This is a genomic window from Planctomycetaceae bacterium (assembly GCA_041398785.1).
GTDB lineage: Bacteria > Planctomycetota > Planctomycetia > Planctomycetales > Planctomycetaceae > JAWKUA01.
Window position 1 is genome coordinate 309,997 of sequence record JAWKUA010000004.1, and the last position, 23,370, is coordinate 333,366.

Genomic DNA, 23,370 nt, shown 5'->3' on the forward strand with positions numbered 1-23,370 from the left:
GCTTTACAACGGTCACCGGATGCGATTCACTGCCATCGCATGAACGAGTCAGCCGCAATTCCCGTCAACCTGTACCCCCGTTCGAAGCGGGTCGCCGTCCTGCGCCGGTTGTCATTCGTCGCTGCGATGCTGAGCCTGGTTGCCTTCGGGCTGGTATTTCCCTTTCCGCTGCATTCCCGGCGCTGGGGCGCGATCTTCGATCTGGCGCACGCGCCGGCATTCTGCATCCTGATGCTGATGATCACCGGCGTGCTGGACCCGCCGGCAATCGGCCTGTCCCGCCGGTTTCTCACCATCCTGAAAATGTCGATGGCCGGTGTGGCACTGCTGGCGGTTGTTCTGGCGGGAATCGGGTTGACGGGTGAGTTTCTGCAGAAGTTCGCCAACCGAAATCCAAGCTGGCACGACGTCGCTGCAAATACTCTGGGACTGGCGGCCGCGGTCTGCTGGATTGCCGCGCAGCATCGCCGTGGTGTTCTTCGCGCATCCCTGATCGCGGCGGCCTTCGCGCTGCTGATTGGTGTCAGCGTCGATCCACTGCTGGAGATCCATGAACTGGAACTACTTCGTCGGGACATGCCGTTGCTGGCATCCTTCGAACGGCCGCGCGAGCTGCACGGCTGGTACCTGCGAAGTGCGGACATGCTGCGGACTTCGGACTGGGCGACCGATGGAACCCACTCCCTGCGCGTCACGCTGCGACCGGGCCGGTATCCCGGAGCCGCTTTCATTTCACCGGAACCAAACTGGCGCGGCTATGAGACGCTGAAGCTTGATCTTCGCAACCCCGGCCAGCAGCCGCTGCCGCTGATTGTCAAGGTTCACGATCAGGAGCACGAAGACAGCAACTTTGATCACAGCGATCGGTTTCACCGCGAAATCGTTGTGCCCGCCGGCGAAGACCTTACGGTGTCGATCGCGCTGAGTGACATCGAATCCGCCCCCGCTGCCCGCACGATGAACATGGAGAATGTCTCGTTTATTGAGGTGTTTTCACTGGGTGTCGAAGACGAACAGGTGTTCTTTATCGACAACCTGCGCCTGCAGTAGCGTGAATTCGACGTGAATGACTCCGGTTGACGCAACGTCCACGGTTGCAGAATCGATGTCCGCGGTTACCTTGACGGGGCGAGGAAGGCTGGCCGATCTCGCGTGGGCCTGATTCGCAACCGCTCAGTCGCAGCCGGTCCCGCCATTACAGCGTCCCGCGATGTCTGTTTCCCCCGCGTCCGGAACACACAACATTTTCGCCCGTTCCCTGGTCACAGAAAGTCGGCAGGCATGAGATTCTCCGCGTCGCTGTCCGCATTCGTCATGACTGTCCTGGTCTGTGTGCCGGGTTTTGCCGACGAAATTACGCTGAAGGCCGATAACAGTCAGCACTGGTACCGCGGCAACATGCACACACATTCGCTGTGGAGCGACGGTGATGACTATCCGGAAATGATTGCTTCGTGGTACCTCGAACGCGACTACGACTTTCTGGTCTTCACGGACCACAACGTTCTGCTGCAGGGCGAACGCTGGAGCGACATCGAAAAGAACGCCGGCGGGCGAGCGGCGTTCGAAAAGCTGCAGGCGAAGTTCCCGGCCGACTGGATCAAAACACGTACCACCGATGATCGCCACGAAGTCAGGCTCAAGACGTTCGATGAAGTTTTCGAACGGTTGGCGGTGCCGGGTGAGTTCCTGCTGATTCAGGGAGAAGAGATCACCGACCGATTTCAGAATCTGCCCGTCCACATGTGCGCCACCAATACGAAGGAACTGCTGCCGCCGCTGCACGGAGACAGCGTTGCGGAGGTCATGCAGCGGAATATCGATGCGGCGCGTTCACGCCGCGAGAGGTCCGGTGTGAAGACGCTGGTGCACCTGAATCACCCGAATTTCGGCTGGGGCGTGACTGCTGAGGATCTGATGCAAGTCGTCGGCGAAGACTTCTTTGAGGTCTACAACGGACATCCTTCGGTGAACAACTCCGGCGACGAAACTCACGCGTCCACCGAACGCATGTGGGACATCATTAACACCTGGCGACTCGCAAAGCTGAAACTGCCGATGATGTACGGACTGGCAACCGACGACGGTCACCACTATCACCGTCAGCCTGCGGTCACCGGAAGCCAGCCGGGCCGCGGCTGGGTGATGGTTCTGGCGGAGAGGCTCGATCCTGACACGCTGGTCGAATCCCTGGAAGCCGGCCGGTTTTATTCTTCGAGCGGCGTGTTCCTTGACGAAATTCGTGTCACCGCTGACTCGCTGTTTGTCGACGTGAGAGAAGAGCAAGGCGTGACATACCGCATCGACTTCATCGGTACTCCGCGAGATTTCGACGACACGACGGCCCCCGCAGTCGCCGACGAAGAGAAAGCAGCCGGGATCACTCGACGCTACAGCGACGACGTCGGCGCTGTGTTGAAGTCCGTTGACGGATCTTCGGCCACCTACGAATTCACCGGCGACGAACTCTACGTGCGAGCCGTCGTGACATCGTCCCGCAAACACCCAAACCCCAGCGAACCCGGTGAGTTTGAAAAAGCCTGGGTGCAGCCGACGGAGTTTGCAGATTAACTGGCAGGGCTGTCAGATTGAATCGCTTCTGGCTGACGCCTCAATTGCCTATGCATCGTCGGTCATTCGGGACAATTCGTCGGCAGGCAGAAACTGCATTGCAGCGTGGCGAATTGTAAGGACGAACGCGACATCGCCACGGATCGTGTAGAGAATTCTGTACGAACCGACAAGCATTTGTCTGATTTGCACTTGCGTGTCGCGGCTCTCCGGCGCTTCGCCCAGTGAACCGGCAAGACTTGCGAGCTGCGAGAACGCCTGGCCCATACGCGTCCGCCAGCGCTTCGCGTTCTGCGGCGCGCGATCGGCGATGTAACGAAAGGCGTTCTCAAAATCACGCCCGGCGCGCTCGGACAACTCGACTTCAAAGGCCATGCTTTGCGTCGAACTCCTTCAGGAACCTTCCCGCGCTCATCGTTCGGCCGGCCTCGACGTCTGCAAGTCCCTCACGCACCGCTGCAAGCGAGTCCGCGTATTCTTCAGGAGACTCCACGCCCATCATCCGGCGATACGCCGCTTCCGACATCAGTACAAAGCCCTCGCCCGACAGGAATCCGTGACTGCGACTCAGTGCTGCCTTCATATCTTCTGTCAGGTCAATACTCATATCCGTTCTCGATCCAATGGCGACGGTTGCTCCCGACGTCAGCAAAATGCTTCGGCAAGGCATCAGATACCGTCAGGGCAGGCATTGTACGAAGGCCGCATTCACGGCGCAACTGTTTCGGCTTTGAACGCTTCCATCAACTCACCGTTCGCGATCCACGCCAGAAAGTACGGCTCTGACGCATCCGGTTCCTTCAACGCCAGGAGGAACGGCTTGTTGAAGATCAATCGGCGTGTGCGGTCGCCGTCGTAGGTTCCGAACCCATTTTCGCCGAGAATCCCGGCCTCCGCTGCACTGATGAAATCGGCACCGGTTTCGTCCAGCCTCAGCATGATGTCGATCCGTGCAACGATGATCCGCATGTCCCATTCGAAGGCCACAAACCTTTGGTTCTCCAGTTCGTCGAATCGTTTCCGCATCGAAAAATCCAGCACAGGAATCTGCAGCGTTTCCAGCCCCGCCAGTGAGTACCGTGTGTGTTCCGGATTCGGGTTCCGGACTCGTTCCGTCACGATTCCCACGTCGCCGCCAGCGTTTCTCCCGGCGGAATCATGGCCAGAATGATCTCGTCTCGCTGTTTGCCGATGGTCGCTAGCTGAATGATGAAGTTGTCGTCACCCAAATCATCAACAATCCGCAACTGGTCCTCAAACACCGGTGTTGAATACGCCGGACTTCGGTTCATAGCCGAACGACGCCACACCGGCCGTCGAGCCGATTCCTTCGAAGGACAGCGGCATTGCAAACGGTCAAACAGAGATTGAACGGCATCTGCTTGCGAATCATCGCATACAGCCGCATCCCCGGTCTTATATCGTCGTCCAGTTTCAGCGGCTCGGCAAATGGCTCGACGTCTGAAACTTCTGCCGCAATTCTTCCAGCAGCGCCGTTGTTTCTGACGTGCTGACGCCTGTGGCGGTTGCCGAAAACGACTCAGGCGAGAGTGCGGAGACGTCGAATGGATGACGGTTGAGCAGATCGACGACCGGAGCCGATGGAGACAACTCCGCGGGACCGCCAAGCTGTTCGTTCATCATGTCCCATGAAATCTGGAAGGCTGCACACCAGAGTTGATTGCGAGTTGGTTCAAGTGGCACTGCGGATGAGGGAAAGATGTCGGTCTGTGTCAAATCGTCAGCGTTAGGCGGGCTGCTGAATTTCTGATTCGGAATCTCGTCCTCCAGATCTTCCGGCCAGTCGTCTCCCTGAAACGTTTCGGTGTGGTACTGTGGTGTCAGCAGTCCGGCGAGAACGGAGCGGTCGATGTCGCGCGACAGGAATCTGAATGTGCCGTCAGCCAACAGGACGCCTGCACCTCCGCCGGGATAGGTCTCGGTGCCGCCGTAAAACGACTTGAAGAATTCGCCTGTTGGCAGGTCACGCGGTTCCGACCAGACCACGCCGACTTTCGGGTCCTCGACCAGTAGAATCGTGTTCGAAACTCCGTCTTTGAAGTCGTCGGCCTTGAGTGCCTGGTGTGCAGGCCACGCCGTTCGCCTGCCGATAATCGCGAAGTAGTTGGTCGCCGAATCGCCGTGGTCGATCACGTCCGATTGAAACACGGCCGGAGCCTTTGTGTGCAGTTTCGAGTTGTTCGGTCCGTCCCAGGGTTCGTCCAGCCGATAAGCTGCTGCCAGCTCGGGTTCGTCAAGATACGGCAGGATTAATGCTCGCCAGCTATGCCACCGCCTGCCGTCCGGGCCCAGCGTGAATGCGGGCGGAAAAGACTCGTATCTGTCGTGATAGTTATGAAGGGCAAGGCCGATGCTTCTCAGGTCAGCTCTTGTCGCATCGCGAGCGGCTGCGAAGCGAGCATTGCGAACGGCTGGAACGGCCAACACAAGCAGCACTCCGACAATCCCCAATCCGGCCCACAGCGCGGGATTTCGAAACAATCGACTCATGACGCCGTCCCTCACCGTATGCCCAACTGCTTCATTTTCTGCTGCAGACTCTGCCGATGAATTCCCAGCCGTCGAGCGGCTGCGCTGACATTGCCGTTTTCAAGCGCAACCGCCCGCGTGACGGCCTGCCGTTCGAAGTCCTCGACAAGCTGATTTCGTGCCTCCGTCAATGGCAGATCCAGGTAGATTTCGAATTTGTCTAAATCGGATTTCGGGCGTTCAGCAATGAGTCCCAGATCCTGCGAAGTAATGGTATCGCCTTCGCAGAGTGCCGCTGCGGATCGCACCATTTGCTGTAGTTCTCGCACGTTTCCAGGCCACCGATGTTGCAGCAGGGCGGTTACCGCTTCGCCGGAGAACTCGGCTGAGTCCCCGAGGAATTCGTTCGCCAGCAGCAGAATATCCTCCTGCCTGTTCCGCAGCGGTGGAATCAGCAGTTCGATTCCCTTCAGTCGAAAATAGAGATCCTGACGAAACGCCTTGTCCGTGATTGCCTGGTCCAGATCCTGATGAGTCGCGCTGATGACTCGCACGTTGACTGCGACACAGTCTTCCGCACCTACCGGCTGAACAATGCCTTCCTGCAGAACTCGCAGCAGCCGCTTCTGAACGGATGCGGGCATATCGCCGATTTCGTCCAGGAACAGCGTGCCGCCGTCCGCTTGTCGAAACACGCCTTCGCGGTTGCGATTGGCTCCCGTGAACGCGCCCTTCACGTGGCCGAACAGCTCGCTTTCCACAAGCGATTCCGCGATCGCGGCGGTGTTGAGGGCGATGAACGGCCCGTTCGAGCGCGCGCTGCGCTGGTGAAGTTCGCGAGCGACCAGCTCCTTGCCGGTGCCACTTTCGCCGCGGATCAGAACTGGCAGCGACGTCGCCGCCCCTTTGTCGATCTGGCGAAACAGCCTCTGCATGGCCCGGCTTGTTCCGACCAGACCACCGAATCGCACGCCGCCTTCAACCTGATGCTGAAGCTCGTCGACTCGTTGCTGCAGCCGAACGCGCTCTTCGGAGCGGCGCGCGATGGCGCGCAGGTGATCGACGTCGAATGGCTTCGTCAGAAAGTCATTCGCTCCACGCCGAATGCATTCGACCGCATGCTGCACGGTGTCGTTGGCAGTGACGACGATGATTTCCGGCTTGATCAGCGACCGATTCCCGTCCTTTCCGGGCGAGCAGCACCAAATCGGGAGCCGGCCTTGAGTGCTTCGTCTCCGTCCGCGGCTTCGATGACGGTCATGCCGTAGCTGTTCGTCGAGGATCTTCACCGCGCGAGCCCTGCTGCAACCACCGGATCGTCGTTGGCAACGCACGTGACCTGACCCGATGATTTCCAAACCAGTCTTGATCAGGGTCGAAACCGATTCGCGCTGCAAACGACGTTCCGTTCCGCGAAACACCGAACCATCCCGTCCTTTCCGGGCATGTTCTCAAGATCGAGCAGCACCACTGGCCTCGAGGAATGCGTCATTCCGAAATGGCCTTGAGCCGCGAACCAGCTTCTTGTCTCCGTCCGTACGAATGCTTCGATGACGGTCCGCACCGTCGAATAGCCGCTCTCAGCCGCAGCCGACCGCCATGCCGTAGCGAGCGGGTGTGTTCGTCATCAACGATGAGGATCTTCGAATAGCACTCTCCCATGTTTAACCGCGAGCCCTGGCATGTTTAACCTTGCGCTGCGCTCTGTCCCTTTCAACCACCGGATCGACTCCCGAGTTCAGTGCAAGTTCAGCGACGCACGCCGACTGACTACCTGATCCCGGAATGCGTGATGCCAGCAAACCAGTCAAGCGCAGCTCCGGTTAAACATGGCAGCCATTCGAATTAAACATTTGTCATGTTCTCTGACGTAATCGCCGATGACTCAATGCCGTTTCCGTGTCGAGAAACAGCTTCCACTGGCCCAGAGCGAATGCCTCTTTGGCGGTTCGTTCTCCCGGTGCAAATCGTGCACAGCGGATGAAGCCCATCGCAACAAGCCGCGTTTTCGAACAACCACCGCACGCCGACTGACTCCTGGAACGCTTCTTCGCGAAACATTCGCTCCCGCGATCTCGAGCGCAGCTCTGTCCGTTTCAACCACCGGATCGACTCCCGAGTTTGGTTCGCACGCCGACTGACTACCTGATTCCAGAATGCGTGACGCCAGCAAACCAGTCAGCGCTCCCCAGGGGTCGCGGTTAAACATTCTGTCATGTTTAACCGCGAGCCCTGGCGAGCGCTGCGCTCTGTCCGTTTCAACCACCGGATCGACTCCCGAGTTCAGTGCAACGCACGCCGACTGACTACCTGATCCCAGAACGCGTGATGCCAGCAAACCAGTCAAGCGCTCCCCAGGGGTCGCGGTTAAACATGGCTACCTGATCCCGGAACAGCCAGCAAACCAGTGACTTCATGGCAAGCACCGTGCCCTGTCCGCTGCCGTCTTTGCAGCGGATGCTGCCGCCAAGTTCCTTCACGCGTTCCCGGACAAGATACAGACCCAGCCCGGTTCCGTCCTGTTTGCCGGTCACGAACGGTTCGAAGATCTGATCTTTCAGGCGGTGATCGACGCCTGGTCCGTTGTCGACGATTTCAACGACCACGGCCGACTCTTCGTGGAAAGTCCGGACCGTCACCCGCGGACGGTCGCCTTCGCGAGCCGCTTCGATCGCGTTCTTGATCAGGTTGAAGAAGATTTCGCTCAGCGTGGCATCTGATGCCATTACAACGGTCTCCGACGTGTTCAATTCTGTGACGACCTGCACGCCGTACTGCCGGGCGAAGTGCCGCAGGATATGCAGCAGCCGTTCGATGACGCGGTCCGGACTTGCCGGCTTTGCGCTGTCGTCGGCCGGGCGCGAATAGTCGAGCAGCCGCCGAGCCATTTCATTTAGCCGATCGATCTCCGTAACGATCATTTCCACGTCTCTTGTGTGCTCGTGGTCCGGACCGAGGTCTTCATTCAGCAGCGTCGCAATGGTCTTCATCGACGACAGCGGATTTTTCAGTTCATGCGCCAGCGAACCGGACATCAGTCCCAGCACTGACAGTTTTTCCTGCTGCATGGCGCGACGTTCGGCGGTCTGTCGAGCCGCTTCCAGATGCCGGTTGTGCAGCGTCGCCGCAAACTGGTCGGCGAGCAGCGCCAGCGCGTGAAGCTGTTCCGTGCTGATACGGTCGCGGCCTTCCGGAAGCCCCAGCAGCAGCCAGCCCTGAATGTCACGGAACGCTATTCGAAACACGGCGGCAGCATCCAGCTCCCGCAATCGCGCTGCAGCATCAATCTGGCGGCACGAAGCTCGTTCATGCCAGAGCTCTTCATCCTGAAACGTCACGCCGCAGATCTGCTCCCGCAACCAGTCCGGGACCTGATTCCGCAGCCACGCTTCCGGAGCACCGCACATGGCGGGAAACGGCTCCGCCAGACACAACCACGCGTACTCCACATTCAGCGCCTGTTGCAGTGCGCTGACAAACCAGGAAGCGATGTCGGTCGCGTCACCGGTTGCGCGCCGCGACAACTCCACGGACAGATGATGAGTCGCGTCACGAACGCGTGTCACGTCGCGGCCGACCAGATATCGCAATGCTTCGCCGACTCGCAGTCGAAGCGGCTGCCATGCCAGCACCAGCAACACCGCCAGAATTCCTTCCAGCAGCAGCAGGTTCAGATTCAGGTCGCCACCAATTCTGCGGGCAACCGGGGCGATTGTGATCGCATGCAGCCACAGCAAAGCAAACACAATGGCTCCGTAGACCAGCGTTCGTTCCAGAACCAAAGGAAGCAGTCTGCGTCGAAAGATGTGCCATGCAAACACGAATGTCGGAGCCAGCGGAGACATGGCCGTCAGCAGGCGCAGAGCAGGTTCCGCGGTCGATGTTTTCGAAAGTGTCGAATAGAGGATTGCCAGCCCGGTGGCCACAACCAGGCAGACTGCCATCTGCCACAGCACGTGATTTCCACCCGGCAGCTGCAGCCGACGGTATTGCCGAAAAAACAGCACCGCGGCAGCAAGATTCGCCATGCTCAGCCACAGCAGATACGGAATGCGAAACGCATTCACGGCATCCATGAAGTCTCGAGTATCACTACGAATCACGACCGCCGCCACAGGAACCAGCATCAGCACCGGTGTGTAGAACGCGGTTAGTCGGCGATCGAATTTCGGAAACGGATCCGCTCCGGACAACTGCAGCCTGACCGCTCCGTGCAGCAGCGCGCAGGGCATCAGCAGCAGTCCGCCGGCCATCATGATCATGGAGGCGTCGTCGAATGCTGCGGCCAGAATCCCCGACACCGGTCGCAGCAGCACGTGAGCAAAGTTCCCGGCATGCCACAGCCACGCTCCGCCAGCCAGCCATTTCATCCACAACGCAACAACCGGCCGGTTGACTCGATCCAGCATCACCAGAAGCAACACCGACTCCACAACAGTGGCAAACCCGTGACAGAAAAGTTCCAGTTGAGCGAGCATGAAACAACTTCGTTGCAGTTACGAATCCTCACAGGCAGCGTATCGAAAGTCCTCGCGTCGTCGTAGTCGAGCCTCGCGGTTGCTGACTCGTGGAGGCTCTTTGTGCATTAAGACAAGGCGTGCCCGAGGGAAACAATTCCGCCGCCGAACCAGATCAGCCAGCCAAGGCTCCAGATCAGCATGCGAATGACGCGGGCAGTCGCGTGCTTCGGACGCCACATCCACTGCACGAACACGGCCAGCAGCAGCGGAGGCAGGCACCACGGGAGCAGCCACAAGGAACACTCAAGGCAGCAGCCCTGCATCTCCAGCGCGACGGCGCCGGTCATCGGTCCGAACAGCGATGCCACTGTCGTCAGTGCCACTCGAACCGGCCGCTGAGTCGCGTTGTCCAGCCCGTTGGAAATAGCCAGAAACGTCAGCGCTGCAAACACGCCCCACAACGCGAGAAACGTCATCAGGTGAGAACTGCTCAGCCAGCCGTGGCGACGTTCTCGCGACGGCAGCGGAGCTTCAGGATGCGCTGGTGGCTGAAATGGATTCACGGAACAACCTCCGTACGGGAGTTGTTGCGAACACATGCCGTCTTCAGAATCGTCACGTCGTCGTCCAGAAGTCGCTCAGTGAGGTCGTCCTGTAACAATTCAGCGGTCGTCTGCCACTTCGTTCCGAGCTGTGTCAGCGACACGCGCAGCCTTGCGCTTCCAGCGTCGGAGGACAGCCGATAGTCAACACAAACCGAAATCTCTCCGGAGCGAGTGTCGCGAGACACGACGGCAAACAGAGTTCCGCGAACCAGCAGCCGTGTTCCACAGGAAATATCCAGCCATCGTTCCTGCGAGGAAGACACGCGAATCTGATCGACGCGATACCAGCTTGAAAGAAGCCGCCAAATCGACTGGCAGGCCTCGTGGAGGCGTTGATTCATGACGTCACACTCCTGCGCGGGCAGTCACGGTCTCGCACGACTGAAAACGTGGGTTGCGGCCGCCGCGAGGTACAGCAAACACGGCACCACCATCCACAGCGGGAGGTGAAGTTTCGGAGCGACAGCAAAACAGAAACCGATGACGCCCGCGAGTCCGATCCCGGCACCAGGGCCTTGCGCCTTCCAGGCAATCAGGTTGCCAAGGAAGTAAACGCCAACGAATACAAATCCGAGCGACTCGCGCAGCGTCAACGTCCCGAACGGCTCGCCCGGCGGAATCAGATGAGCGATCAGCATGAACAGGAAGAACGCAAGGTATCCCGAACTGACGAGCCGCGCTGACCATTTCAATGATTGTGCCAGCCAGTTGATTTCGTCGTGACGTGTCATTGGTGTTCTCTCCGTTCGCATGACTGACTTTGTCTCGTTCCTGGGCTCCGCCCTGGAACGAGTTGTGCCGGTCAAATCACTCCGCACTGACCTGGGCCTTCAGTTGCGCGAGTTCTGCGGCCAGTTTTTCGTCGCGTTCCTGAGCTTCGAACTGGCGTTCGAGATCGGCGGCGTCCGGATCCTTGCCGTCCATGCGTTCCCAGGCTTCACTGAGAGCTTCCTCGCGTTCGACCTTCTGTTCCATTCGGTTGAACTGTGCAAACGCCGACTTGCTGCACGATCGTTCCATCGCCGCATTGATCTTCTGAGTCGACGACGCGCGCGCCATGCGAGCTGTCAGCAGCGTTTTCTTTTGCTTCGCCTGGCGAATCTTGTCTTCCAGATCTCGCACGGCGTCCTGCAGCTTCAACACTTCCTTCTGCTGTTTGGCGTGGTCATCCGCGTAGCGATCGGCTCGCTGAGTCGCCGAGACCTTTTGATCCAGGGCCGCTTTGGCGGCGGCTTCGTCGCCGCGTTTCATCGCCGAAGTTGCTCGTTCCATCCACTTGTCCGCTTCGCTGCGTTCTCGTTCGCCGCGTTTGCGCATCTGAATCTCGTCGGCGACCGCTTCCGCCACGCTGCAGCGGACTCGGTCGAGTTCTTCCTCCATGTCGAGAATCAACTGATGAAGCATACGTTCGGGGTCTTCGATCTTTTCTCTCAGCGAAGTAACGCTGGACCGCATGACGAGACTGAATTGTGAGAGCCATTTCATGAGCATTGACCTTTCGGAATCAAGAGTTTGAACAGTAACACGCGTCCCTACTTCCACGTCGCCAGCTCCGCCGACAGCATTCGAATTCGAGCCAGCAGTTTTTCGCGGTGGTTCTCGCAGATCGCGGCCAAAGCGATCACGGTTGCTCCAAACGCGACACCGTAGATCCACAGCAGCCCTGGGTTGTCAATCGTGGACCGCACCACCATCGCGACAAGATCTGCCAGCAGGAACGCCGAACCGGTATACGCGAGTGCTCGCAGCCGCAGGCCGATGGCAGCCAGAATCACGGCGACTGAGAAGACCATCAGCGACAGATGCGGCATCCAGCTCGATCCCAGCAGATTGAACGTCGGCGACACCAGAATCGTCAGTGCTCCGAGATACCGCAGAGGGTCATGCGACGCGGGCGGTAGTTCCTTCTTCATCAGTTCGACAAACCCCAGCACAGACAAACCAACCGGCACGAGGTACCACTGTGGGTCGGTGAAGTTCAGCGTCCGCCACAACAGAATCAGTGCAGCGTTGAGAATCATTCCGGTCAGCAGGCCGTACCGTTTTTTGCGAGTGACCAGGGCCATGTGAAAGTAGATTCCGGCCGCTCCGAACATCGCCAGCGAATTCCACCCGAGCCACGGCGAAGGTCGTCCGAAGAGTTCTCGCCCGAACCCCATCACGGCGACGATCGCGGGAAGAATCTGCCCAACGGCCACGAAGGGTTTTCTGGCGATGTTGAAGCGCGAGCTGTCGCGACTCAGCTTTGCCGCTGCCAGAGCCACGACGGACGTTCCCAGCAGCACGAACTGACTCACGCCAACGCCGAATTCGATCACGCCGTGAACGAACAGCCATCCGACGGCCGCCGTCGTCACGGCGAAGCTCAGCCAGACTCCGGCCTGCTGCTGCCGTCGAATCGCCTGGAGAAATTCGCTCACTGCCATGATCGCGAATCCGGTACTCATCAGCACAAACTGAATGGCCGTGTAACCGTCGGCCACCAGCGACCGTGCAACCAGCACCACCATCCCCGCTCGCAGAATCGCGGTCCACGCGGCAGCGGCAGTCATGTCGAGGCGTTGTTGACTGCAATCAAAGGCCAGCACGCTGACGGCCGCCGCCAGGAACGCCAGTGGAATCACGACGACCGCAGATTCGCTCAGCAGCGCGATCGGCACGAATCCGCTCAGGCCGCCGACTGCGGCGACCAGCAGCAGCAGTTGAATGTTCGCCGCGATCGCGAGCCAGGTTCGGGTTGAACGACTTCGGTCTTCCTGGCGGGAAGTAGTTGACAAGTGATCTGCGCGGACGCTGGCAGCGTCCGCCACGTGGCTGATGCTGCCAGCATCAGCGGATCCGCTTTGCAGCGGATTGCGTTGCATGACTCCCATTGAATTCGCCACTGCGATGCCAGCAGTGCGCCGACGCCGATCTGCAAGAAACAGCACTCCCAGCGAGATCGCCGCCGCCAGCCGAGCCGGCCAACTGAAGGCCAAACACGACAGCCCCACAACAACCATCAGCCATGCCTCGGCGATGCGGCCGACAAGGGTCGCATTGACCGTAGGAACTTTTGCAGTGAATCCCCTTGTCACCGCGGCAGTCACCGCCCAGAGAACGGGATACCACGTGTGAGCAATCTCGACTGGCAAGAGCACAGGCAGAGCGGCAGTGACCCACAGGGGCAACAGGATTGTGCCCGCTGCCGCAGCCGTTCGACTTCGAAAGCACCAGCCCGCGGCAAACAACCACAGCACCGACACCGCCGTCGCCACCGGAGTCACTACGCCGCTCATCGCAAGATTCGCGGTCACCAGATTCGGCAGATGAAACGCGACGGCCAGCAGCGACAGAATGAAAAGGCTCAGGTCACACATCGGCACGACGAACGCCTGAACCTGCCGCTCCCGACCGCCGCGGTTTTCACGGACGACGGGGCTCGGTTCCCGTCGCGTTGTTTGTGCATCGTCCGCAACGCGCGTTGTCGATGGAGGTACGCCCAGCGCAACCCGCAGCGCGTGCAACGAACAGCTATCGGCCAGCACACCGGACAGCTTCAGCCAGCCGTATGAGCAGAACGACGCAATCGCCGCGACGATCGAAGCTCCGGCGATCAGCGGAACCGCCCCGACGCCGCTCCCGGCGAACCACGAGACCGCAGCCAGCGACAGAAACAACCAGAAGGTACTACCGGAGACGTAGTGAGGGTTCCTGACGGTGAACATTGCGAACGCCGCCAGCAGAAAACCGAACTGAGTCACTGCGAATGGCTGCAGCGGTTGTCCGAAGTGAAACAGTGCCGCACCAGTCCAGCCGACCGACAGCAGCGCGGTCAGAATCCAGCCGGCGATTTGGCAGAGATTGCGGTCGGTGCCGTCATGTTTGACCGCGAGCCCTGGCGAGCGCTGCGCTTCGACCTTGTCAATGTCTGCGGAAGTCTCGCGATGATCACCGGCATGGTGAGCCACACGCTCCCCGGGGGTCGCGGTTGAACACCGATCCGCCAACGGGATACGGTTCAGCACGCGATCCACAAAGCCCGTCGCCGTCATCGCCACAGCCAGCGCCGCAAGGGCGGTCAGCGAATAGCGCACATCGACGTCGATCACGTCCATCCTGTTCAAACACGGAATTGCGCTGCCGGTTGCCAGTACCAAAGCCAGCAGTGAACCAACAACGTAACGTCGATCACGAAACAGAATCGCGGCTGCAACGAACACCGCGACATTCACCAGCGACACGAAGAACAGTGCTTTCACATGCGTGACCGCCGCCGCGAACAGTGCGACTGCCATCAATGTGGCGAAGTGCTTCATCGGACGGCTCAACCCCTCACTCCGGCCCTCTCCCTTCGATGGGGAAAGGCAGTTGAGCTTGACTCGCCACGTCCTGCAAAGAAGCGGCTTCCCACAGCCACCGCCGCCAGCAACGGCAGATACGTCAACCCATAGAACGCGATCGGCAGGCGATGTTCGTTGATCGCGTGAGCTGCCGTCTGCTTCAACTGAGCGACAATGTCCGCGAACAGCGTGGGCGAACACTGATAAGCAATCGTCGCACAGATCAGAGCCGCCCACACAAACCCGGAATGCCTCGTATCGCGAGCCGCCAGCCCCATCAGCACTGCCGCGATCACGGTCGTTGGAATCACGGCATAGGTCGTCGAGCCGACGTACGAGAAACCGTGGAACGACAGGAAGACTCCGATCGCGGCGATGACCAGCCCCGCAAATAACGGAGCGGCGATGTTCCACGGCAGAGGACGGACGAGATCTCCCGTTCGCTTTCGAAACACATCGGCCACCGTGCGAGCCGTCATCAGCACCGTCGCTGCGACCAGCACGCAGCCGAGTCCGATCCATTCCGCAGGAATCGCCGACAGACACTTCGCCGCGACCAGAATCACAAACTGCAGGCCCAGCATCGCGATCGGCAGAAACCCAAAGACTCGCGGCAGCCGGTGTTCTTCGGCCAGCCAGAACGTGTGCCGATTGACTTTGACCACTCCGACGGTGAACACGGCCCACAACACGGCCATCAGCGTGAACGCCAGAACCGGTGAACCGACAGCCGGGATGAATCCGGCGATGCTCAGCAGTTGGTAGCTGAGCAGAAATGTCGTTTGCCGACCGATCAGCAGGTGATCCAGAATCCGACTGCTGGCGAACCACAGAAATGCGATGGCCGGAATCATCAGCCCCAGCACTTCAGCTGCCGCCAGAGCATTCTGCGTCGCTGTGCCTGCGGACAGCCAACTGAGTGACAGGAAGCTGAGCGGCATCAGCAGCAGCGTCAGCAGGTGCAGCACATTCGCGGTCGCATTCAAACCCAGCCGCTTCCGCCCGAACTCAGCAAACGTGAATCCGATGGCTGTGTAGGCCAGCACCGTCAGGAACTTGAACGTCACCGGCCAGTTCGACCATTCTCGAGTAACCAGCATCAGTGACGACCCGAAGACAATCGCCGCTCCGACAACCAACAGCCACCTGATGTTCTTTTCCTGAAAGAAGCTATCGAAGAACTGTTCAAGGAACGATCTCTGAACCGGCTTCGCTGCATTGTGGACCGAATCTTCAACGATGTCGGCTTCGGTGAGTTCAATGAATTCGGAAGTGTTCGCCCACGTTTCGATGTGTGTTTGAGACATAACCTGCATCCTCCGTCGTGCCATGGAGAAGTGTGATGCAGGCGGCACTATTCAAACGCCGTGCCGAGTCGCTGGACGCAGCACAGAAGTTGTCCGAAGTGCTGTGGCGAATGCAACTTCGGCAGACGGTGCCCATTTGTATTCCTGTCCCGTAGCCGCGAGGTGCAATCGTGCAACTGCGGTCGAAGTGCAGTGGCGACGCTGCGGTCTGTGTGTCATTCGGGTATGGTTCAGCGATGGCATTCTTCGCCGGACGATATTGCCAGCTGATTTCTCTCAGCGCGCCGGTACCACGATGCCTCAGACCGCACGTGTCGCACCATGAGCGAACCGCACCGATACAATCCGTACCAGTCACCACGAGATTGCCCGTCAGTCGCCGTGGAAGTCCGGACAGCACGACCAACTGCGCAGATGATCGCTCGTCGGTTCCGCATTCTTGTCGAGTGCGTGTTTGTGGCGATGACCGTCTGGACGCAACTCATTGTTTCCGTCCTACCGCCTGGGGGAGGATTCAGCACAGAAGAGGTAGTTGCTTTTTATGGTCTCGCCATGTCGGGGCCGTTCGCCATTGCGATTCTGGTTTGGGAGCTGAAGTCGCCCGAGCGTTACACACGGCCGTTCGATGCGTTGCTGAAGCACGTTCTGGTCTGGCTCACGCTGGCTCCGTTGGGAATGGGAATCTACTGGCTATACGACTATATCGAAGGCGGTTACCGCGACAGTCTCGGCTGCGGAATCGCCGTGCTGCTGTTCATGCCTCTGTGGTTTGTGGCAGCGCGCAGGCTCGGCGCTGAAATCAGGTGTTGAAGGTGCTACGATGGCTCACCCACAACGCGATCCTGTTTGATGTCAAACGAGACGTTCACAATGCAGAATCTGGAAGCACTGCTCGAACCCATCCGCCACTCACCGCGGTTGCTGGAAGCTGTCGAATTGCTGAATCGTCAGGTGCAGAATGAACAGCAACGAAGACAGCGGTTCTACCAGGAAATGACCGAGGAGCAGAAGGTCGAGTTCATCGACGGCGACGTGGTGCTGCATTCGCCGGCCCGCAATCGCCATCTGGACGCGACCGGGTTTCTTGTGAGGCTGTTGAGCACCTTCGTCGATATCCACAAGCTTGGAACCGTCAGGTCCGAAAAATGCCTGTGCGTGTTTCCGCGGAACGACTACGAACCGGACATTGTGTTCTTCGGCCCTGAGAAAGCCGCGACGCTGAAACCCGATACGCTGAAGTTTCCCGTCCCGGATTTCATTGTCGAAGTGTTATCCGATTCGACGGAAGCACGTGCCCGCGGCGTGAAACTGGAAGACTACGCGGCCAACGGAGTGCGGGAATACTGGATCATCGATTCCGAACACGGCGCCGTCGAACAGCGGCTTTTGCGAGACGGCGACTACGAACTGTTGATGAAATCGTCGTCCGGTACTTTGAAGAGCCAGGTTATTGAAGGGTTCGCGATTCCCGTTGAGGCCGTGTTCGACGAAGCCGCAAATCTGGAAACGCTGAAATCGCTGCTGTCGTGAGAGCCCCTGTACTCCTGTCGGTGCTTCGTGCAGGCGAGTGCCGCGCGAATCAGCCAGCGCTATTCGCCTCGTATGACCGTGACCGTTGCCAGGCCGGGCCGAGATATATCACGCAACCCTGCTGCGTCGGCAGCGAGAATACGACATGGCAAGGCAAGGCGTGCCTTGTGGCTGCCCCAAGTGGTGACAACTTCGCCGCATCGGCTTAGACTGACATCGCGGGCACGGAAAGGCGAGGAATCCCCATGACCGTCACATCCACCTTCAGCATCGGCAGCACGGATGATTCGGTGGTCGTACGAATCACCGGCCACGGAACTCGCGAGCACAGCCCGGGTTTCGTCGAAGAAGTGGCAGCCGCGGTTGCAAACGCTCCGGATCAGACGCTGGTCGTCGACGTCGAGCATTGCGACTATCTGGACAGTACGTTTCTGGGGTGCCTGGTGACGCTGTTTCGACGGACAGAAATGCGCATGAGCGTCTGTGCCAGCGAACGCAGGAAGGCTCACCTGTTCTCGTCGGCTCGCATCGACCGACTGATTCCGGTGTGCGATCCGCAGAACGTGACGTTTCCGTCCCAATGGCGCAGCATCTGCGACGATTCCCCCGACGACGACGTCGAACTTGCCCGGCAGGTGGTGGAGTCTCACCGGAGCCTTGCTGAGATCGGCGGTCCGAATGCTCGCGTGTTCCGGTCAGTGGCCGAACAACTGGAAAGCGATCTCAAGGCGCGAAACATCGGCTGATGCTGCGTTCGATCATTTCCTGTGCCCCGCATCGCCTGTCAGCAAGTCAAGGCTGCTCGGCCGCGAAAATGTTCAGATCAAAAAAAAGCTGAACGATTGCACGGCTGTGGCGGGACGTCCTTAGGAATGGCGGGTAACATCATGGTGGGACTGCAGTCTCGCAATCACTTCTGCCGGCAGCGTCGATTCTTCCGACCGCGGCTACTCCTGTCATCGCGTTCTTTCGGGAATTCTCCCGTTTTCAGTGTCCCTTCTCTGCAATTCAAAGGAGACCATTGACGATGCAACGACGATTCACGAACCGAGGTTTTACTTTGATCGAATTGCTTGTGGTGATTGCCATCATCGCAATTCTGATCGCACTGCTGCTGCCGGCCGTTCAACAGGCCCGCGAAGCAGCACGAAGGACGCAATGCAGAAACAATCTGAAACAGATTGGCATTGCAATGCACAACTACCACGACGTTCACAACACGTTTCCCGCCGGAAACATCACCATGGGACCGTGCTGCGGTACGCCGAGCCTGCTGAACTGGGCTATCTCGATCCTGCCGTTTCTGGAACAAACGAATCTACAGAACCAGTACAACTTTAATCTGCCCAATGAAGACCCCGTCAACCAGATCGTCGTGCGACAGCCGTTGGTGGTTTACAACTGCCCTTCGGATATCAACGGCGGTCGTTTGGAGGTGCCCGGTTCCGGTCCCCACGGCGGCCAGCAGTGGGCAATGAGTTCCTACCGCGGGATGGGTGGTGTCGGCTGGTCGGCCGGCGACAGTTACATTTATCGCCGGCAGTGGGACAGTTCAGACATTCTGCATCCGAACGCGGTCGGTAACCTGCGCGGGATGCTGCACTGGGTTGGCGGCGATCTGAATTCGAATCCCTCCGGGAAGTATTCCTGCGTGAAGATGCGCGACGTGGTCGATGGCACGTCGAACACGACTTTTGTCGGTGAGTTTCACACGGTGACTTCGCCGCGACGAGGCACATTCTGGGGATACACCTATACGTCTTATGTGCTGTCCTGTGCCACGCCGGAAAGTCGCACGCTGGTCGCGGACTACGACAAGTGCGCATCTCAGGGTGACTCGAATCCCTGCAAGCGCGCCTGGGGATCGCTGCACAGCGGAGGTTCCATCAACTTTCTGCTGACGGACGGTTCTGTGCGGGGAATCTCGCCGAACATCGACATGGGGATCTGGCTGGCGGCCGCCACAATCCAGGGCGGCGAAGTCATGGGAGAATTCTGATCTCCTGAATTCTGCCGTCTGATTCCCTTCTTCGGGCCGCGAGCAGGATTGCAACTCGGCGATCCAGACGTTGTCGAGTTGCGTCCGGCCCGGCGGCCCGCTTCTTGTCTGATTTCGATCACTGCAACGGAGTCCGTCATGCGCGCAATGTCCGTATCCAGTCTGGCTTTTGCTCTGGCTGCGTTTTTCGTTATTGGCTGCGGCGAATCCCGCAAGTCTGCTTCCGTCACCGGCAAGGTCACACTCAACGGCGCGCCAGTGTCGGATGTCGTTGTGCTGTTCCAGCCGGCCGGGGCGGTTGGTTCGAAAGAGACGGACCTCGGAATGGGGTCGTACGGCAAGACCGACCGAGACGGCAACTTCACGATGTTGTTCTCTGACAACGACAGTGAAGGAGCTATGATCGGCGAACATTCCGTAACGATTCAGGAACTGACTCCGGAAGGCCAGGAAGACAACGACGCAGGTGGGATCGGCGAGGAGACATCCAGCCGCATTCCGCAGCAGTGGGGCAACGCCTCAAAGCGATACAGCGTCAAAGAAGGCGACAACGAAGCGAACTTCGAGTTGAGCCAGTAGCAACCCTCGTGACGAGCGGACTGGCGTCCACAGCTTCAGGCGTTACACCGAATTCTCTTTCATCCGGCGACCGTTCGGCTTGAAACGCCTGTGGCGATTCGGCGTTCTCGGGAGTTGAAGATTTCTGATTGTCGCATCAACGTGCTGCCTGCCGACGCTGCTGTCCGAACGCCCAGAACTCAGACGGCGTATGCGCATCATGGAAATGCACGAAAGCCTGTTCGACGATTCGCGGGTGCGACGTTGCGACGTCCGATGCTTCACCCACGTCTGTTGCCAGATCGTAGAGTTCGATTCCTTCACGCTGGTCGATCGAACTCACATTGTTCTGCACGGCTTTCCAGTTACCGAACCGAACGGCTCGCTTGCCGCCCTGCTCGTAAAATTCCCAGTACAGGTAGTCATGCTGAAGCTGGCCGCGGTTGCCGCCCGTCAATTCCTGCACCAGGCTGATGCCGTCGCAGTCAGCAGGAGCGTCGATCCCGGCCAGATCGCAAAATGTCGGCAGCATGTCCCAGTGTGCGGAAATCAGTTCCGACGTTGAACCGGGTGCGATGCGCCCCGGCCAGCGGGCAATGAAGGGCGCGCGAATGCCGCCTTCGTAAACGTCGCGCTTGTGGCCACGCAGCGGTCCGTTACTGTCGAAGAATTCCGGGTCGTGGCCGCCTTCCCTGTGAGGCCCGTTGTCGCTGCTGAGCATCACGATCGTGTTTTCGTCCAGGTCCAGTTCATTCAGCAGCGCCATCAGCTCACCGACCTGCTCGTCCAGCAGAGTCATCATGCCGGCAAATGCCGCGACCGGATTCTTCATCTCTGTACCGGCATAGCGCCCCACCTTGTCGGCGAACTGCGGAAACTTTTCCTCAAATGGCGCTGCGTATTCTCGCGGTACGTGCATTGCGGCGTGAGGAATCGTGACGGGCAGAAACAGAAAGAATTTCTCATTCCGGTTGTCTCGCACAAACTGCAGCGCCTGGTCCATGATCAGCGTCGCGCTGTAGGCGGCGCCACCAAGTTCTATCCGCTGCTTGTTCTTCCACAGGTGACCGGGGTAGTAGTTGTGGGCTTCGCGTTGGCAGTTGTAGCCGTAGAAGAGGTCAAAATGCTCCGAAGGATCACTCGTCGACGACGGTCCGCCGAGGCCCCATTTGCCGAAAGCTCCTGTCTTGTATCCAGCCTCCGCCAGCAGTCGGGGCACCGTGACAATATCAGCCGGCATGGGAGCCTGGCCTTCCGGCTTGATTTCCCGATTGCCGCGAACATACGAGTGACCGGTGTGAACGCCCGTCATCAGACAGCAGCGCGTCGGCGCACAGACGGTTGAACCGGAATAGTGCTGCGTAAATCTCATCCCTTCCGCCGCCAGTCGATCGACATTCGGTGTCATGAATTTCGTCTGGCCATAGCACGAAAGGTCACCGTACCCGGCGTCATCCAGCAGGATGTAAACGATGTTCGGGCCGGAAGTGTCGGCAGCCAGAGCCGGTGCCAGGGAGAACAGAACAATGATGGCAGCGGGGATGTAAAGCTTCATGACGCAGATCCGAAACGGAGAATCGGGCGGATTTCGGTTGGCGACAGTTTACCTGGCTGATCTGTCAGCGCAAACCGGCCATTCGCTCAGCAGTGGATTTTGGTAGACTGTCAGCAGGAGACCAGAGAATCATGTCCACCGCCCGACAGACACATTACCTGACGCCGGAAGAATACCTTGCCATGGAGCGAGCGTCGGAAATACGACATCAGTATTTTGACGGTGAAGTCTTCGCAATGTCCGGTGCGAGCCGTGCTCACAATCTGATTGTCGGCAATGTCAGCCGTGCGATCGGCAATCAGATCGTTAACAGACCATGCGAAGTCTACCAAACGGACATGCGAGTTAAGGTCAGTGCGTCCGGACTGTATACATATCCCGACGTGGCGGTGGTCTGTGGCGAGCCGAAGTTTGAAGACAGTTTCGTTGATACGCTGCTGAGTCCGCTTGTGCTGGTCGAAGTGCTTTCGGCGTCGACGGAGGATTACGACCGCGGACGCAAGTTTGTGCAATACCGGCAGATCGATTCCCTGCAGGAATACGTCCTGATTGCCCAGGATCGTCAGCATGTGGAACGCTGGTCTCGCAGCGACGGCCCCTGGACACTCTGGGAGACCGACAGCGTCGACGCAGTGGTGGAACTGACATCGATTGACTGCCGAATCGATGTCTCGGAAATCTATGCCAAAGTGCAGTTCTGAAGCGTGGCTGGAGTGCGTTTCCCGTCGCGTGATCGACTGTGATTCGGAGCCTGTGTGACTTGCGGGCTACAGGAAGCTTTCCGTCGCACCGAACGACCGCGCGTTCGCGGCCTTGTCAGAACCGGGACATGATCTTCAGGGATTCCCTTGGCGCTTCCGCCGGATTCAGCGGGCAAGCTCCCAAAAATCTTCCGGCGGCTCACAACGGAATTCCAGCCATTCGTTCAGAATGGGATGCAGGAATCCCAGTCTGGCAGCATGCAGCGCGTGACGACACTCCGCGGGTTCCCCATCATCGCATTGCGGCGTTTTGCGGATGCTGCCGAACGGTCCGTAGTATTCGTCACCGACAACGGGATGACCGATTTCCGCGAGATGGACGCGAATCTGATGATTGCGGCCGGTGTACAGGACACAATCGGCGACCGAACAATTCTGAAGTCTCTGAACGATTGTCACGCGAGTCCTGGCGGGTCGCGGATGCCTGGCCCCGTGTCTTGCCGACATCAGCACGCTGTTACCGCCCGGCCGCTGTCCGATCGGAAGGTCAATGGTGCGTGTTTCGAACGAAGGACTTCCCTCAATGATGGCGACATACGACTTCGACAGCTTTCCCTGCTGAAAGTCTATCGACAACAGCCGGTGTGCATGGTGGTCTTTCGTGACCACGATCAGCCCGCTGGTCATGCGGTCCAGGCGATGGACGATTCCGGGTCTCAACAGGCCGCGCACGGGAGTCTGAAGATCCAGGTGACTCTGGATGACGCTGGAAAGCGTTCCTTCCTGAAATTCACCGACGGGATGTGCCACGAGTCCGACGGGCTTGTCCACAACCAGCAGCCAGGGATCTTCGTAAAGCACCGGCAGCGCCGCGTGACCTGGAGGCAGAAGTTTGTCAGGTGGTTCGACCAGCCGAATTCGCACTCGCTGCCGTCGGAAAACTCGCTGCAGCGGATCGGCCTGCATGTCATCAACGCTGGCCAGCCCGGCCGTGACCATTCGGTGCAGCCGCCACGATGTGTAATTTCGAAGATGCTTCGCAAGGAATGAATCAATGCGAACGCCCGAAAGGTACGGCTCGACGATGAATTCCGGAGACAGAGGCCAGTGTGCGGACATGGTGGCTTAGAATAGCACACGTCCGACAGGGCGACGCTTGTCGTGCGACTCATGTTCGGCGGTATCCCGCGCAGCGAGTCGCGTGTCGGGAACGCTGGTCCCGGGATTTACACGGAAACATTCCGCCGTTTCCCGTAGTTACCTGAAGATGGC

23 protein-coding genes are annotated in these 23,370 nt (G+C 59.0%); 8 read left to right on the forward strand and 15 right to left on the reverse strand.

Features of this window, described 5'->3' with window-relative positions:
* The first annotated feature begins 39 nt into the window (after positions 1-39).
* Entirely contained in the window at positions 40-1,050 is a 1,011-nt protein-coding gene (locus tag R3C19_06805; GenBank protein MEZ6060052.1) for a hypothetical protein, read from the forward strand.
* A gap of 231 nt (positions 1,051-1,281) precedes the next feature.
* Positions 1,282-2,571 carry a hypothetical protein gene (locus tag R3C19_06810; protein ID MEZ6060053.1) on the forward strand — a complete coding sequence of 430 codons (1,290 nt, stop codon included), beginning with the start codon at positions 1,282-1,284 and terminating at the stop codon, positions 2,569-2,571.
* Between the two features lie 48 nt (positions 2,572-2,619).
* On the opposite strand, the gene R3C19_06815 is transcribed toward R3C19_06810, so the two are convergent.
* The 13 genes from R3C19_06815 to R3C19_06875 form a co-directional block, all read right to left on the reverse strand.
* Positions 2,620-2,946 (reverse strand): type II toxin-antitoxin system RelE/ParE family toxin, encoded by a 327-nt coding sequence (locus R3C19_06815; GenBank protein ID MEZ6060054.1) that lies wholly within the window; start codon positions 2,944-2,946, stop codon positions 2,620-2,622.
* Positions 2,936-3,178, reverse strand: coding sequence for a hypothetical protein (locus R3C19_06820; GenBank protein ID MEZ6060055.1), 243 nt, complete (start codon positions 3,176-3,178; stop codon positions 2,936-2,938). Before R3C19_06820 ends, R3C19_06815 begins: the two co-directional genes overlap by 11 nt.
* Positions 3,179-3,279: 101 nt before the next feature.
* Positions 3,280-3,690, reverse strand: a complete 411-nt coding sequence (locus R3C19_06825) for a hypothetical protein (protein ID MEZ6060056.1) — start codon at positions 3,688-3,690, stop codon at positions 3,280-3,282.
* Positions 3,687-3,863: a hypothetical protein gene (locus tag R3C19_06830; protein MEZ6060057.1), complete on the reverse strand. Its 177-nt coding sequence runs from the start codon at positions 3,861-3,863 to the stop codon at positions 3,687-3,689. The genes R3C19_06825 and R3C19_06830 overlap by 4 nt, the downstream gene beginning before the upstream one ends.
* A 142-nt stretch (positions 3,864-4,005) precedes the next feature.
* Positions 4,006-5,082, reverse strand: a complete 1,077-nt coding sequence (locus tag R3C19_06835) for a DUF1559 domain-containing protein (GenBank protein ID MEZ6060058.1) — start codon at positions 5,080-5,082, stop codon at positions 4,006-4,008.
* An 11-nt stretch (positions 5,083-5,093) separates the two neighbouring features.
* A complete protein-coding gene (locus R3C19_06840) occupies positions 5,094-6,482 on the reverse strand; it encodes a sigma-54 dependent transcriptional regulator (protein MEZ6060059.1) in 1,389 nt (462 codons plus the stop codon).
* An 885-nt stretch (positions 6,483-7,367) separates the two neighbouring features.
* A complete protein-coding gene (locus R3C19_06845) occupies positions 7,368-9,539 on the reverse strand; it encodes an ATP-binding protein (GenBank protein MEZ6060060.1) in 2,172 nt (723 codons plus the stop codon).
* A gap of 107 nt (positions 9,540-9,646) precedes the next feature.
* Positions 9,647-10,084, reverse strand: coding sequence for a hypothetical protein (locus R3C19_06850; protein MEZ6060061.1), 438 nt, complete (start codon positions 10,082-10,084; stop codon positions 9,647-9,649).
* Positions 10,081-10,467, reverse strand: coding sequence for a hypothetical protein (locus R3C19_06855; protein ID MEZ6060062.1), 387 nt, complete (start codon positions 10,465-10,467; stop codon positions 10,081-10,083). Before R3C19_06855 ends, R3C19_06850 begins: the two co-directional genes overlap by 4 nt.
* A gap of 24 nt (positions 10,468-10,491) precedes the next feature.
* Positions 10,492-10,857 (reverse strand): hypothetical protein, encoded by a 366-nt coding sequence (locus R3C19_06860; protein MEZ6060063.1) that lies wholly within the window; start codon positions 10,855-10,857, stop codon positions 10,492-10,494.
* Between the two features lie 76 nt (positions 10,858-10,933).
* Positions 10,934-11,611: a PspA/IM30 family protein gene (locus tag R3C19_06865; protein ID MEZ6060064.1), complete on the reverse strand. Its 678-nt coding sequence runs from the start codon at positions 11,609-11,611 to the stop codon at positions 10,934-10,936.
* A 47-nt stretch (positions 11,612-11,658) separates the two neighbouring features.
* Entirely contained in the window at positions 11,659-14,403 is a 2,745-nt protein-coding gene (locus tag R3C19_06870) for a hypothetical protein (protein MEZ6060065.1), read from the reverse strand.
* Positions 14,404-14,432: 29 nt separating this feature from the next.
* Positions 14,433-15,755 (reverse strand): hypothetical protein, encoded by a 1,323-nt coding sequence (locus R3C19_06875; protein ID MEZ6060066.1) that lies wholly within the window; start codon positions 15,753-15,755, stop codon positions 14,433-14,435.
* Positions 15,756-16,307: 552 nt separating this feature from the next.
* Here R3C19_06875 and R3C19_06880 point away from each other — a divergent pair.
* The 5 genes from R3C19_06880 (at position 16,308) to R3C19_06900 (ending at position 19,863) form a co-directional block, all read left to right on the forward strand.
* Positions 16,308-16,565, forward strand: coding sequence for a hypothetical protein (locus tag R3C19_06880; GenBank protein MEZ6060067.1), 258 nt, complete (start codon positions 16,308-16,310; stop codon positions 16,563-16,565).
* A gap of 39 nt (positions 16,566-16,604) precedes the next feature.
* The gene (locus R3C19_06885; protein ID MEZ6060068.1) at positions 16,605-17,285 is read left to right on the forward strand and encodes a Uma2 family endonuclease; all 681 of its coding nucleotides are present in this window, start codon (positions 16,605-16,607) and stop codon (positions 17,283-17,285) included.
* A 245-nt stretch (positions 17,286-17,530) separates the two neighbouring features.
* The gene (locus R3C19_06890) at positions 17,531-18,031 is read left to right on the forward strand and encodes an STAS domain-containing protein (GenBank protein MEZ6060069.1); all 501 of its coding nucleotides are present in this window, start codon (positions 17,531-17,533) and stop codon (positions 18,029-18,031) included.
* Positions 18,032-18,312: 281 nt separating this feature from the next.
* Positions 18,313-19,284: a DUF1559 domain-containing protein gene (locus R3C19_06895; protein MEZ6060070.1), complete on the forward strand. Its 972-nt coding sequence runs from the start codon at positions 18,313-18,315 to the stop codon at positions 19,282-19,284.
* A 138-nt stretch (positions 19,285-19,422) separates the two neighbouring features.
* Positions 19,423-19,863: a hypothetical protein gene (locus tag R3C19_06900; GenBank protein MEZ6060071.1), complete on the forward strand. Its 441-nt coding sequence runs from the start codon at positions 19,423-19,425 to the stop codon at positions 19,861-19,863.
* A gap of 136 nt (positions 19,864-19,999) precedes the next feature.
* Here R3C19_06900 and R3C19_06905 read toward each other — a convergent pair whose 3' ends face one another.
* Positions 20,000-21,397 (reverse strand): arylsulfatase, encoded by a 1,398-nt coding sequence (locus R3C19_06905; protein ID MEZ6060072.1) that lies wholly within the window; start codon positions 21,395-21,397, stop codon positions 20,000-20,002.
* A 131-nt stretch (positions 21,398-21,528) separates the two neighbouring features.
* On the opposite strand from R3C19_06905, the gene R3C19_06910 reads away from it, so the two are divergent.
* Positions 21,529-22,098 (forward strand): Uma2 family endonuclease, encoded by a 570-nt coding sequence (locus R3C19_06910; GenBank protein MEZ6060073.1) that lies wholly within the window; start codon positions 21,529-21,531, stop codon positions 22,096-22,098.
* Positions 22,099-22,263: 165 nt separating this feature from the next.
* On the opposite strand, the gene R3C19_06915 is transcribed toward R3C19_06910, so the two are convergent.
* Positions 22,264-23,217, reverse strand: coding sequence for an RluA family pseudouridine synthase (locus tag R3C19_06915; protein ID MEZ6060074.1), 954 nt, complete (start codon positions 23,215-23,217; stop codon positions 22,264-22,266).
* Positions 23,218-23,370: the final 153 nt, after the last annotated feature.

Coding starts and splice junctions, on each gene's coding strand:
- R3C19_06805 (MEZ6060052.1), top strand. CDS start 40: ATGAACGAGTCAGCCGCAATTCCCGTCAACCTGTACCCCCGTTCGAAG.
- R3C19_06810 (MEZ6060053.1), top strand. CDS start 1,282: ATGAGATTCTCCGCGTCGCTGTCCGCATTCGTCATGACTGTCCTGGTC.
- R3C19_06815 (MEZ6060054.1), bottom strand. CDS start 2,946: ATGGCCTTTGAAGTCGAGTTGTCCGAGCGCGCCGGGCGTGATTTTGAG.
- R3C19_06820 (MEZ6060055.1), bottom strand. CDS start 3,178: ATGAGTATTGACCTGACAGAAGATATGAAGGCAGCACTGAGTCGCAGT.
- R3C19_06830 (MEZ6060057.1), bottom strand. CDS start 3,863: ATGAACCGAAGTCCGGCGTATTCAACACCGGTGTTTGAGGACCAGTTG.
- R3C19_06835 (MEZ6060058.1), bottom strand. CDS start 5,082: ATGAGTCGATTGTTTCGAAATCCCGCGCTGTGGGCCGGATTGGGGATT.
- R3C19_06845 (MEZ6060060.1), bottom strand. CDS start 9,539: ATGCTCGCTCAACTGGAACTTTTCTGTCACGGGTTTGCCACTGTTGTG.
- R3C19_06855 (MEZ6060062.1), bottom strand. CDS start 10,467: ATGAATCAACGCCTCCACGAGGCCTGCCAGTCGATTTGGCGGCTTCTT.
- R3C19_06860 (MEZ6060063.1), bottom strand. CDS start 10,857: ATGACACGTCACGACGAAATCAACTGGCTGGCACAATCATTGAAATGG.
- R3C19_06865 (MEZ6060064.1), bottom strand. CDS start 11,611: ATGAAATGGCTCTCACAATTCAGTCTCGTCATGCGGTCCAGCGTTACT.
- R3C19_06870 (MEZ6060065.1), bottom strand. CDS start 14,403: ATGGCAGTCGCACTGTTCGCGGCGGCGGTCACGCATGTGAAAGCACTG.
- R3C19_06875 (MEZ6060066.1), bottom strand. CDS start 15,755: ATGTCTCAAACACACATCGAAACGTGGGCGAACACTTCCGAATTCATT.
- R3C19_06880 (MEZ6060067.1), top strand. CDS start 16,308: ATGTCGGGGCCGTTCGCCATTGCGATTCTGGTTTGGGAGCTGAAGTCG.
- R3C19_06885 (MEZ6060068.1), top strand. CDS start 16,605: ATGTCAAACGAGACGTTCACAATGCAGAATCTGGAAGCACTGCTCGAA.
- R3C19_06890 (MEZ6060069.1), top strand. CDS start 17,531: ATGACCGTCACATCCACCTTCAGCATCGGCAGCACGGATGATTCGGTG.
- R3C19_06895 (MEZ6060070.1), top strand. CDS start 18,313: ATGCAACGACGATTCACGAACCGAGGTTTTACTTTGATCGAATTGCTT.
- R3C19_06900 (MEZ6060071.1), top strand. CDS start 19,423: ATGCGCGCAATGTCCGTATCCAGTCTGGCTTTTGCTCTGGCTGCGTTT.
- R3C19_06905 (MEZ6060072.1), bottom strand. CDS start 21,397: ATGAAGCTTTACATCCCCGCTGCCATCATTGTTCTGTTCTCCCTGGCA.
- R3C19_06910 (MEZ6060073.1), top strand. CDS start 21,529: ATGTCCACCGCCCGACAGACACATTACCTGACGCCGGAAGAATACCTT.
- R3C19_06915 (MEZ6060074.1), bottom strand. CDS start 23,217: ATGTCCGCACACTGGCCTCTGTCTCCGGAATTCATCGTCGAGCCGTAC.